The sequence below is a fragment of the Melioribacteraceae bacterium genome, assembly GCA_019638015.1.
Classification (GTDB): Bacteria; Bacteroidota; Ignavibacteria; order Ignavibacteriales; family Melioribacteraceae; genus JAHBUP01.
Genome location: JAHBUP010000001.1, coordinates 2,971,898 through 2,984,543 on the forward strand (window position 1 = coordinate 2,971,898; position 12,646 = coordinate 2,984,543).

10 protein-coding genes and 1 tRNA gene are annotated in these 12,646 nt (G+C 35.6%); 2 read left to right on the forward strand and 9 right to left on the reverse strand.

Translation table 11 applies throughout. From position 1 onward, the window contains the following. The 6 genes from KF816_12770 to KF816_12795 all read right to left on the reverse strand — a co-directional run bounded on the left by KF816_12770 (position 1) and on the right by KF816_12795 (position 5,668). The gene (locus KF816_12770) at positions 1-444 is read right to left on the reverse strand and encodes a DUF4783 domain-containing protein (GenBank protein MBX3008888.1); all 444 of its coding nucleotides are present in this window, start codon (positions 442-444) and stop codon (positions 1-3) included. Positions 445-529: 85 nt separating this feature from the next. Further along, entirely contained in the window at positions 530-1,360 is an 831-nt protein-coding gene (locus KF816_12775; GenBank protein ID MBX3008889.1) for a hypothetical protein, read from the reverse strand. Between the two features lie 190 nt (positions 1,361-1,550). Then, complete coding sequence (locus KF816_12780) at positions 1,551-2,843, reverse strand: dihydroorotase (protein ID MBX3008890.1); 1,293 nt, start codon at positions 2,841-2,843, stop codon at positions 1,551-1,553. 14 nt (positions 2,844-2,857) lie between these two features. Continuing rightward, entirely contained in the window at positions 2,858-3,778 is a 921-nt protein-coding gene (locus KF816_12785) for an aspartate carbamoyltransferase catalytic subunit (GenBank protein MBX3008891.1), read from the reverse strand. A 10-nt stretch (positions 3,779-3,788) separates the two neighbouring features. Then, positions 3,789-4,337 carry a bifunctional pyr operon transcriptional regulator/uracil phosphoribosyltransferase PyrR gene (gene pyrR, locus KF816_12790; protein MBX3008892.1) on the reverse strand — a complete coding sequence of 183 codons (549 nt, stop codon included), beginning with the start codon at positions 4,335-4,337 and terminating at the stop codon, positions 3,789-3,791. A 227-nt stretch (positions 4,338-4,564) separates the two neighbouring features. Further along, positions 4,565-5,668, reverse strand: a complete 1,104-nt coding sequence (locus KF816_12795; GenBank protein ID MBX3008893.1) for an OmpA family protein — start codon at positions 5,666-5,668, stop codon at positions 4,565-4,567. Positions 5,669-5,759: 91 nt separating this feature from the next. On the opposite strand from KF816_12795, the gene KF816_12800 reads away from it, so the two are divergent. Beyond that, positions 5,760-5,834, forward strand: a tRNA-Pro gene (locus tag KF816_12800). Positions 5,835-5,855: 21 nt separating this feature from the next. Here the strand turns inward: KF816_12800 and KF816_12805 are convergent. Together KF816_12805 and KF816_12810 are read right to left on the reverse strand one after the other, a co-directional pair. Continuing rightward, positions 5,856-7,217 (reverse strand): hypothetical protein, encoded by a 1,362-nt coding sequence (locus KF816_12805; GenBank protein ID MBX3008894.1) that lies wholly within the window; start codon positions 7,215-7,217, stop codon positions 5,856-5,858. Between the two features lie 22 nt (positions 7,218-7,239). Continuing rightward, the gene (locus tag KF816_12810; GenBank protein MBX3008895.1) at positions 7,240-8,514 is read right to left on the reverse strand and encodes a YjbH domain-containing protein; all 1,275 of its coding nucleotides are present in this window, start codon (positions 8,512-8,514) and stop codon (positions 7,240-7,242) included. Between the two features lie 167 nt (positions 8,515-8,681). Between KF816_12810 and KF816_12815 the strand changes: the two genes are divergently transcribed. Then, a complete protein-coding gene (locus KF816_12815) occupies positions 8,682-9,179 on the forward strand; it encodes a YajQ family cyclic di-GMP-binding protein (protein ID MBX3008896.1) in 498 nt (165 codons plus the stop codon). 74 nt (positions 9,180-9,253) lie between these two features. Here the strand turns inward: KF816_12815 and KF816_12820 are convergent, their stop codons facing one another. Further along, complete coding sequence (locus tag KF816_12820) at positions 9,254-12,442, reverse strand: TonB-dependent receptor (GenBank protein ID MBX3008897.1); 3,189 nt, start codon at positions 12,440-12,442, stop codon at positions 9,254-9,256. Between the last annotated feature and the right edge of the window lie 204 nt (positions 12,443-12,646).

Consider the following 12,646-nt stretch of genomic DNA (forward strand, 5'->3'; position numbering starts at 1 on the left):
TCATTTAATGGTTATTTGTGAAATTCTCCAATGATTATCAATTTGAGTTAGAGAGATATAAACTAATGCAATCCCTCTAATTCCATTTGAACTATATTTTAAAGTACCCGATGCAAATGGTGTATTGGAGTCACTATTAACCAGGTTAAGTTTAAAATTGATTGGTTGATACACGCTTAAGAAATCTTTTATTACATAAAAGGATTGATTTGCGCTGAAATATCCGTTAGTACCATTTGAAAGACTCAAGTAGTTTTTTGATGAAAAGAAGGAAGAAAATTTATCCACAGTAGCTGAACCGATGCCTTCTTCAATTCTAAGAAATATTTTTGCGGCATCATTTATCTTTTTATCTTGAGGTGTTACCTCGTTGAATATCGAAAAAAGAAGTGCGATTAAAATTACGCGTATAATATTTTTACTATTTGTTCTCATTTTTTCCATATTCGATATTTGTAAAATATCATAAAACAAATAAAAAAGCATACCTTAAAGGTATGCTTTTTAGTAACATCATTTGTTCAAATCATTAATGAATTCGTGATATTTTAGAAGGCAGCGACTCACGGATCTCAACCGATTTTCTTTTTAATTCACGATTTCCTTCAACCAGCTGATATGCCCAATCAAATACAACTCTTTCATTAGTTATATTTTTAATTCTTACCTTAGCATAGTGGTTATCCCATGTCCAAATTACATAAGTATGACCTACAACGGCTTCGGTATATTTTATATTTTCATTCGGTTTGAGCGGAACCCATCCTCCAGCAGGAGCAGCATCAATATCCCAAATATCATTGGTTTTACCCATATCCTGAATATCAGAATCATCCCAAACATTCAAATAAAAGGTTCCATTGTAATTCTCAAAAAATAAATCCGCATTTTGATCATTATAAGGAAGAATTAAATACTTGCTAAAATCATAACCTGAATTATTTGGAAATCTTGAATAATCAAAGATAGACTGGTTAAACCCTTCTGGTCTAGGAGTATCGTAAATTACTTCATTGCTTAATTCACTTTCATTGCCGTCGTAATCATAAGCTGTAACTGCATAATAATAAGTCTCGCCATTTTTTGCTCCCTCGTCAATATAACTGTTTGTTCGAGTGCTGCCTATTAAAGTATATTTCCCACTATATGAAAACGAATAATAGATATTATACCCTGCTAAATCACTCTCTCTACTATGATCCCAAAAAATGTCAATTCTATTATCACCTGTTACTGTATAGATATTACGAGGTGCTGTTGGTGGTGTATCATCGTAATAGTCATAAATATCATCGCATCCGCTTAATAATAAAATTGCAGAGAACGCTATACTCAAAAATGCAATTCTTAACTTTTTCATGTTATCCTCCGTTAATGTTTGAGTGACAATTTTCAAATTGGGTGCCACAATTTTTAGGGATTTAGATGAATTCTAAATCAAAAAAGTTCGGTTAAGGAGCATTTTGCAAGAATTAGTTTTGGTGGGAATCAAATTATTTATTGGCTGTACATATTAATGTACAGCCATGCATAATATTTAGTATGAGTAATTAAATATTTTGGAACTGGTCTTCGAAAAATATCTGTGACTGATTAACCACCCCTATAGCTTTTCCAGTCAATAATTTTCTATCAAAAGGGGAATTTTTGGATTTTGACTTAAACTTATTTATTTCAACTGTCCAAACTAAGTCCGGATCAAACAATGTTAGATTTGCCCTTTCACCAACCTCAATTTTCGGCACAGGAATATTTAATATTTTCCTCGGGTTAATCGCCATCTTCTCAATTATTACTTCGAGCGATAATTTCTTTTTATGCAGTAATTCTGAAAACACAATGCCAACTTGAGTTTCTAATCCAAGAATTCCATTAGGTGCATAAATAAATTCCATCTCTTTTTCTTCTATTGAGTGTGGAGCATGATCACTGGCGATACAATCAATTGTACCATCAACTAATCCGGCAATCATCGCCTCTACATCTTCGGCAGTTCTGAGAGGCGGATTCATTTTATAATTTGTATCGAAAGTTTTTAATGAATCATCGGTTAAACAAAAATGATGCGGGGCAACCTCTGCGGTGACTTTTATTCCTTTCTTTTTTGCCTGTCTTACTAAATCAACAGCGTTTTTTGAACTTATATGAGCGATATGAACCTTTCCACCAGTAAATTCCGCCAGCATAATATCCCTCATAACAATTAAATCCTCGGCTACATTCGGGATTGCCGGAAGTCCCAGCATTGTAGAGACAACACTTTCATTCATAACACCGTCAGCTAATGATTCATCCTCGCAATGTTCAATTATTGGTGTACCGAAATTAAGTGAGTACTCAAGAGCATTTCTTAAAACTGATGCGGTTTTAATTGCTACACCATCATCCGAAAATGCAACTGCTCCAGCTTCATATAATTCATACATTGGTGATAATGCTTCCCCTTTTCGATCAAGGGTAGCGGCTGCTACTGGGAAGACTTCAACCAAATGATTTTTAGCCTTTTCCTTTATATATCTGATTATTTCAGCCGAATCTGCTGTGGGGGATGTATTAGGCATACTTGCAACACCGGTAAAACCGCCCGCTGCTGCGGCATTGCAACCCGATTGAACAGTTTCTTCATCTTCCCTCCCCGGCTCACGAAGATGAACATGCATATCAAAAAATCCGGGTGAACAATATTTGCCATCAAGTTCAATAACTTTATCGGCTGATTTCAATTCTTCTTTTTTTAATTCATCAATTTTTTTAATAATTCCATTCTCAATAAGAATATCGCTTTTCTTATTTAGGTTTTGAAAAGGATTAATTATTGTAACGTTTTTAAGTATTATCTTCATTATCCACCTATTGATTAGTGCATATTACCGAGCAAATATAGAACTGCCATTCTAATTGCAACGCCGTTTGTTACTTGATCTAAAATTACCTGATAAGGACCATCAGCCACTTCTGAGGATAACTCAACTCCTCTATTAATTGGACCGGGGTGAAGAATGACGACTTCCTTATTTAGCTTCTCCAACCTTTCTTTAGTAATACCAAAATAATTATGATATTCCCTCAAAGAAGGAATTCTTGTGCCGGCGTTTCTTTCCAGCTGAATACGGAGTACATTTAAAACATCGCTATTTTTAATTGCCTCATTTACATCTGAATATACTTTTACGCCAAGTTTTTCAATGCTATGAGGGATCATTGTAGCAGGCCCGCACACAGAAATATTTGCCCCCATTGTTTTTAATCCATAAATATTTGAAAGAGCTACCCGGCTATGTGCAACATCGCCAATAATACAAATATTGAGTCCTTCCAACTTTCCTAATTTCTCTCGAATGGAATACATATCAAGCAAACCTTGCGTTGGATGTTCGTGAAGTCCATCACCGGCATTTATAATATTGGCTTTGGAAATTTTAGTTAAATATTGAGGCACTCCGGCAGACTGATGCCGAACAACAATCATATCAACTTTCATCGCTTCAATATTTCTCACAGTATCTTTGAAGGTCTCCCCCTTTTTCGCGCTGCTGGTTGAGGCGGAGAAATTAACAGTGTCTGCTGATAATCTTTTTTGTGCTAATTCAAATGATATTCTTGTACGGGTAGAATTTTCATAGAAGAGATTAACAATCGTTTGACCCTGAAGAGTTGGCACTTTTTTAATTGGTCTTTCCAACACTTCCCTAAAAGTGCGTGCTGTATCTAGTATAGTTTGAATATCCTCTTTTGGAACGCCATTCAAACCTAGTAAATGTCTGCTGGATAAAGACATATTTTTCTCTCTAATTTTTAATTGGTGAGTTAACTAAATAAATTGCATCTTCATTATCATGTTCGGTGAGATGCACTTGAATTTCTTCATTAATCGAAGTTGGAGTATTCTTCCCTACAAAATCAGCTTTAATTGGAAGTTCCCGATGACCCCTATCAATAAGCACACAAAGTTGAATAGTGTTTGGTCGTCCAAGATCCATAACTGCATCAAGTGCCGAACGCACGGTTCTTCCCGTATAAAGAACATCATCAATAAGTATTACATCTTTCTCATTAATATCAAAAGTAATATCTGTAACAGAAATTTCAGGTTGTTTTAAACGGGTTCTAAAATCATCTCGGTAGAGAGTAATATCAAGAATACCAAGATTGGGTTCAGATCCATCTATTTCTTTAATTTTTTGTTTGATTCTTCTGGCGATGAACTCACCACGGGTTCTCATTCCAACAAGCACAACATTTTTTGAGCCTTTATTTCTTTCCAAAATCTCGTGTGCTAACCTTGTGATGGTTCTTTGTAAACCTTCCTCATCAACTAGTTTTGCTTTAATTTCCATTTAAGCCTCATTTTAAACAAAAAAAATCCTCGTTGGCAAAAGCCTTCGAGGTCATTCTAAATTATTGTATTATTTCCGTCATCGTCCTTCTTATCTCACTGGATAAAGTTAAAGGTAAACTTTGATGACAAACTTACATCGGTTTTCAATTAAAGTAAATAAAAAATTTGAGTTTATAAAAAAAGCCGCTTGTTCAGCGGCTTTTATCTAATAATTCGAAATAAAGATTATCTAACTTTAAACTCAATTCTTCTATTTGCGGCTCTTCCTTCAGCGCTATTATTATCTGCTATTGGACTTCCTTCACCGGCACCAACGGTTGTTAAACGACTTGCAGCTACACCTTTACCAATTAAGTAATTCTTAACGGCATTAGCTCTCTTTTCAGATAGCTTTTGATTATAGCTTTCGGAGCCGATATTATCTGTATGTCCCTGAATTTCAACATTAACACTTGGATTCATTTGTAAGGTTTTTGCGGCATCAAGCAAAATTGGGTATGATTCAGCATTAAATTTAGCGCTGTTAAATTCAAAATTTACACCAATTAAAACCCACTTATCAGCAACCGCGGCTTTAGCAGGTTTTTCAACTACTACTTCCTTTACCACTTCTTTTGGAATATGTCGTTTAATCATATCTTCAATTTTATCATAATCAGTTAGATCTCTCTGATCAGGTGAAATACCCGAATAAAGTTGACAGTATTTTGAAGGTTCTCCCTTATCTAGGAAATACATTAGTCCCAATTTAACTGTCATATAAGAATCTTTCGCATTAAATTCATTTAACCCTAGAGCGCCATCTAACTCACTGTTGCTAGTTAATCTGTAAGCGAATTCTGTTGTAAGCTGCCAGTCTTCATCTAAAACCCAATTTAATCCAACACCTGCGCCAACTTGAAGAGCGAGAGCATTATCATCTAGTACAGCTGTAGCTCTATTTGCATCAAGCATTCTGTAAATACCGCCAACACCAAAAAATGCATAAGGTGATACAGGTTCGCATGGAACGAAGTTATAGATAAAATCCAAATCGCCGGTAATAGCATTTGTCGGAGATTCAGTTAGTATAGATGCAGCATTAGTATATTCACCTGTAAAATGGGAATAGGCAAACCCTAACCTTGCGCCAACATGCTCTGAAAAATTACGTTGGAGTGAAAGATATCCGCCATAGTTATTGTTAAGAGGTGTAACGTTAACATTAACAAAACGGGGATAATTAAAACCAAATCCTACTGCCCAGCTATCTTTAGCTAATTGCGCTTTTGCCAATTCAGCAAAACCAAAAACCAGCAGTAATGATAAAATCGGGATAATTCTTTTCATATTAACTACCTCCTTGATGTGAGGAATTTATTTAACAATTAATTCAATTTTTATATAACCGGCAAATGCTTTATTTTAGCCCCGTTGTTTTCGGGGTGTAGCGCAGCCCGGTTAGCGCGCTTCGTTCGGGACGAAGAGGTCGGGAGTTCGAATCTCCCCACCCCGACAATTCCCTCATTAAACTCTATTAAAATGGTCCTTGAGCAACGCCACCCTGGTTATGAGCAATCCAATACCAGCCGGTTCGTGCAGCATCTCTTTCCCAGGTTCTCATTTCGACCCTAAATATTCTTGTAAAAATACCAACATGTTGAATATTGACTATACGAGATGTAACTCTATCAATCATATATACTCTATATTCCCACTCACCAGCTTCATTTGGATTATTCGGATTAAACTGAACACCATTTCTTATATAAGCAGCCGGAAATCCCGGGAATGAAAATGTGTAAGGTACGTTAGTTTGAGTAAAAGTAGTCTTTAAAATCTTTTCCTTTAAATTTCTTAGGAAGTTATCAGAAACGTTTACACCTGTTTGTTGCGTTAAAGTTCTCGTAACAGAAAAAGGTAAACTAATAGTCTGAGTACCAGCACCTTTAAAAGTAATAATTCTTTCGGCTTCTGGACTAGTTGATTTTTGAAGTTCTTCAACTTTTATTGAAAGGTCACCTGATACATAAGAGCCGGCGGCTTGTTCAGTTAAACCTACACTTCCTAAAAGTCCATATTCACCAGTCTGAGTAATTTGTACAATTGCTGCTATAGTTGATGCGTTAACTGTTGCATTTAAAGTAGTCGTTTCCCATCTGTTGGTACCGGTATTGAGTCTTAATACTGGAATGGTGGTACCTTGAGGAAGCGGATAAGGCAATGGAAAGCTCAGATCAACTGGTTTTAAAAAAGTTATACCTGCAGGAGTTAAAGAAGCAGTGGAAACATCATTAGAAGTGGCAGGATTAGCGGCTGGTGGAGTATTAATTACCGGAACCGGCGCGACCGATATATTGGTGGTTCCGCTAACTGCGGCAGGTGGAATAGACAATGTAACAGGTGTACTATTCTCCGATTGCTGGGTAACCGGCGTAGTTGCTGTACCGCCGGAAGCGGCTGTAACTGCGACTGTAATAGCCTGCAGTTTACTTAAAGTTGCCGGAGCAACAAAAGCTAAACGACCAGCCTTATCTATGGTTGCGACTCTTGATGTAACTCCATACCCGGGTGCAACAACATTTACATTAAGCTGTGTTTCAGTTCTTTCTGAAACATCAAAAGTATAAGTTCCGGCGCTATTTGATTCAGTAGAAGTTATAGCAACACCAGCTATTGTAGTAAGTGCAACCTGTGCCTTGCCAATTCCTGCACCGCTTTGACTATCTAAAACTTGTCCTGTTAATAAAATTGGACTTGGAGCCGCAGGAGGAGCCGGAGGATTTGGCCTTGGAATATCGGGACCAACCCTGGAGCTTTCACAGCCCTGTAAGAATAAAAACCCTGAAAGAAGAAGGGTTAAGACTACACCAAAGTAAGTAGTTCTTTTGTTCTTCATATATCACCTCATTATAGATAAGTTAGTTAAAAAATCTTTTATTTAAGTAGTTTTTTACAAAACTTGAATTTATTTTTTTGTTGAAATTATTTAATCTGTTTCCTGTGTTATAACGCGATCCTATTAATTTATCAGTATTAGTATTTACCAAATAACTGAGACCAAAATTCTCTGCAGGTCTCACTCTGAAAATACCCGGATTCCAATAATTACCGGGCCATAAAGGAATCGTAATATTTACTCCCCCATTAGAAATTCCCTCGGATGAGCGTAAAGCAAAAAATCCGATTTCAATTTCGCCAAATTCCCTGCTTATATCAAATCTAATTGTTTTATCATCATATAAAAATTTCCCAGCCATAACCCCTAATGTTAAGTCTAAAGTTTCAACACGGTAATTAAAATAAACATTTCCTGTAAACTTGAAATCATCGTTATAAAGCATTTTAAAACCTGAGAAATAACCAAGTGCTGTATAGCCAAAGTTAATTCCTAAATTTATATTACCATTATCAAAACTTTTCAGAGCCTCAAAATCAAACCCAAACCTATTGTGTGAAAAAAATCCGACAGTGGATGAAAGATAAAATGACATTGGCAATCGAATTGTTTGATTGAGAGTGATTATCCCGGGTCTAATAGAATCTTCTCTGTCAAAAAAATCGTTATGAACCGGAATAATAATTTCATAATCCAAATTCATTCCTTTCCACAAATTTAATCTAAAGTTCGAATTTATATTTAACTGATACCTAACCGGTTGAGAGTAGATTCCAAACTCAAACTGTGTAGATGGTTTAAGGATCATATCGAGTTTTAATGAGGATGAGTTTTCAGATTCGACGTCAATAAACCGTTTCATTATTTCATCTGTATTTTCTTCAATTACTATACTATTAACAAATGATTCTTTATCATTAGAATTTGTCTTGAAGTCATGATAATTCTTAATCGGGATCGTAATTTTGGAAATAGGAATTTTTCTATTTAGGGGAACCAAAACTAAATTATTCAAATTATCAAAGAACGGCTCAATTAACTTGATCAAGTTCATCAGGGAATAAATTTCGAAACGATGAACTCTATTTTCAAAAGTTAACAATAGTTCATCACCGGATATGACGATTTTAATATTTTCATATCCGTTCTCGATCAATACTTTGGAAATGGAAGAAGTATTATTATCATTTTGCGGGTAGCCCTCAGAATAGCAAAACAATAATAGGAATATAAAAATGAGAATCTGTTTGGCAAACAATAAATTACATAATTTTATTAAATGTGATTTTTCCCACATGTCAAGAAATTCTCATTTCTCGGACAATCTCTTTTTGCCCTTTTGTTAATAAATCTGCAAATAATATAAGAATTACTTCATATAATTTCAAAATATTTAATTAATTAAATTATTGTTAATAGTTTTCCAAAAATTAGTTTAATTTTGTAAAAAAAGTTGAGGGCACAATGGCATCTAATCATTCATTCGATATAGTATCGGAAATTGATTTTCAAGAAGTGGATAATGCTTTGAATCAAGCCATAAAGGAAATTCAGCAGCGATATGATTTGAAAGATTCTAAAACCGAGATTGAGCTAAATAAGAAAGATAAAATTATCTCAATGAATACAAAGGATGATTATTCCAGAAAACAGGCTATTGATATTCTCCAAAGTAAATTTATTAAGCGGGGTTTATCAATAAAAGCCATGAAAATGAAGGAACCAGAACCAGCCGCATCAGGAAGACTAAAACAAGTTATTGAATTGCAGAGCGGTATCTCAAAAGAAAACGCTAAAATTGTGACAAAAATGATTAAAGAAAGCAAATTAAAAGTTAACGCTCAAATCCAGGATGAACAGATTCGGTGCACCGCCTCAAAGATTGATGATCTCCAGGCAATTATAAAATTAGTGAAAGATGCAGATCTCGAATTTCCGGTTCAGTTTACAAATTATAAATAACCGATCAAATTTCTCTTTAAAACAAAAAAGGGATTCGAATCCGAATCCCTTTTTCATTTAATAACTAATCTAAACTAGAAAGAATATCTGATACCAAATTGCATTGCCCAGCGTGAAGAGATATCGCTAATTGAATAAGCTGAGTTGTTGTTTGGTTTTGTGAAGCTGTAAACTGGAGTATTTGCTCTACCTTCGTAAGTAATTCTTCCTTGTAATCTAACTGCTTGATAATCAAATGATGTAGATTCTTGTTTGCCCCAATCGCTGTTAATCAAATTAGCAACGTTATATACATCAAGTGATACCTGGAATGCGCCCAAGCCCCAGAAATCTGGGATATCTTGTGAAATCTTAAGATCAAAATATTCTGACCATGGATTTGTTGCTGCATTTCTTTCAGCAATTTTACCACGGTTTTCACGTAAATATTCGTTGCCTTGAATGAATCTTTCAAGATCAGCATAAGTTGTACCGGCAGCAGTAGCTTTTACAAATTGATTGCTAACGATTGAACCTAATAATATTTCACTCTCATTTCTTGGAATGTAGAACAAGTCGTTCTGATCAAAACCGTCATTGTTCAAGTCGCCTAATACGATGAATGAATGAGGTCTTCCGGTTTGTCCATTATAGAATAAAGAAACTGTTGTAGCTGCATTCTTAAAGAATTCATACGAGTATGATAGTGATGCAAAAACTCTATGACGGATTTCATAATTTGAAGTTGTTAATGCAGGAGCATTTGCGCTTATATCAATTGGATTAAATCTCATTTGAGATACAGCTTGAGATGATGTTACACTGTTTTTGTCTTTAGCTTCGCCAAAGGTATATGCAGCGTTAACAGATAATCCTCTTGCAACATTTCTTTGAACTTGAAAAGCTAAATTATACTGATAGCCACCACTTGTGTTATAGATTTCAAGAATGTCAAAGAAGTTGCCACCGCCACTATTAGTACCACCATAAACTGGTCTTCCATCAAATCCGGAACCTAATTGAGCGATTCTTCCAACTTGAGGATTGATATTTATTTTTCTATAGAGCATGTCGTTTACAGTTTTTGAATAAATAAATTCAACTGTACCAATAAATCCCATTGGTAATTCATTATCCATTCCAAGGTTAAATCTCATAATTTGAGGCATCTTTAAATTTGGATCGGCAATGTTAACTTCTGATTGAGTTCTTGCATCACCCAGAATACCAGTCCCAACACGTTTGTCACCGGCGAAATATTGATTATATGGATTAGCAATAAATGGAAGAACTACGCCTGATGTACGGTTTCTAACTTCGGCAAGTAAAGTACCGCTGTTGCCATAGTTGTTAGAAATCCAAACATAAGGAACACGACCCGTGAAAATACCAAGTCCGCCTCTTAATTGAGTTGTTCTATCACCGCTAACATCCCAGTTAAAACCAACTCTAGGTGACCATAACAGATTTCCTGACGGAGCTTTATCGGTTACGTAACCTGGGAAATTTGCTGGGAGTAATGGATTCGCTTCTGGAGCTTCTGGGAATGTAGGAACATCAACACGCATTCCGTATGTAACTTTAAACTGTGGTGTTACTGCCCATTCATCTTGAATATAGAATCCCAATTGAGCTACGCTAAATTCAGCAGAAGGAGCTATGCTAGGATCTTTCTTTCCATAAACTCTTTGATAAAAAGCAACTTTGTCTGCAGTAAAATCGGCAAGACTATTATATTGGTAGTAACCATGGAATGAACGAACAAACATATTTCTAAATGAATATAATTCGTTGTGTGTTCCAATTGTAAATGTATGGTTTCCAACATAATATGAGAAGTTATTTGTTATTTCAATAACATCCTGGTCTAATTCATTTGCTGAAGAGAAACGATCTGGTCCTGCAAACATATTAAATCCACCATCACGAACTTCAACTTCAGGAGATGGGTTTGCGGTACCGGCTCTTCTGTCACGAATTCTTGTATAACCAAGAATTAATTCATTCGACATATTATTGCCAAAACGGCTGTTTAATTGCAATACGGTTGAATGGGTATTGTTTTTAATTCTATAGTTATAAGTATCAAAACTCATTTGATTTGTACCACCGCGACCATTCATATTATCTTGATATGAATCAACAAAATTATGGCGTAATGTTAATTGATGATCCTGTGACAAGTTATAATCAAATCTTAAGAATAATTTTGTAGATGGTTGTTCTCTTGTAAATTCTTCATAAGATCCGGCATCCATTCCTTTTGCTTTTAATGCGTTAGCATAAGGAATAACTTTTTCATTAATTAATTGAGCACCTGTCTTTCCACCAAAGCCATCAATTAAAGATATGTTTCTTACTGGTCTATCGTTAATTGTTTGTTCACCGTTAACGAAGAAGAACAATTTATCCTTCATAATTGGTCCGCCAACTCTAAAACCAAATTGATAATCTGAGAATGTCGCAACATCCGGACGGCTTTCCAATTTTCCAACTAAACTTTCATTTCTGCCATAAGCATAAACAGCGGCAGATAATTTATTAGTACCTGACCATGTAATTGCGTTGATACCGCCACCGGTAAAACCACTTTGGCGAACATCGTAAGGTGCAATTACTACCTGGAATTCGCGGATAGCATCAAGAGAAATTGGGTTTGTTCCAGTTTGTCCACCAGGTGTACCACTGCTTCCCAAACCAAATAAATCGTTGTATTGTGTACCATCTATTTGAACGTTATTAAAACGATTGCTTCTTCCGGCAGCTGATAAACCTTCACCAGAAAATAGGGGAGAAAGTTTAGCAAAACTTTGGAAGTTACGGCTAAGTGTAGGAACTTCTTCAATTTGTTTACTAGATACACTTGTTGCGGCTCCGGTACGGCCAGCGCTTAATACCGCACTTTTTTCAGCTGTAACAGTAACACCAGAAAGTTGAACCGCTTGTTCAACCAAAGTAAAATTAATTCTCAAATCCTGGCTCAATTCGAGGCGGAATCCTTCCTCAACTTGCGATACGTAACCAACGAATGAAACTGTTACTTTGTATGGACCGCCTACACGTAAACCAACGAGGTTATAACCACCATCCTCACGTGATGTGGTACCATATTGTGTTCCTGAGGGCTGATGAACCGCTATAATGTTTGCACCTGGAAGAGCATCTCCTTTTTGATCTGATACTTTACCATTGAGGGACGCCGTTGTCTGTGAATATGTTAACTGAGTGCTGAACATAACAGCAAAGAACAATAGTAGTGAGAACAATTGTTTAACTTTGCTCATACTTTACTCCTAAATAAGTTATTGAATTATGAATTAAAATAAGATTTCTGCAAATAATTTTTACTGCGGGTATTTTATGGAGGTTGTGTGCCATAAACTTTGTACGAAAAGGCAATTTCTTATCCTTATTGAATTTAATTTTTTCGTTTGGGACTTGGAGATTATTTTTTGCCCATGTGAAGATATGAAAATCTATCTTTTGTC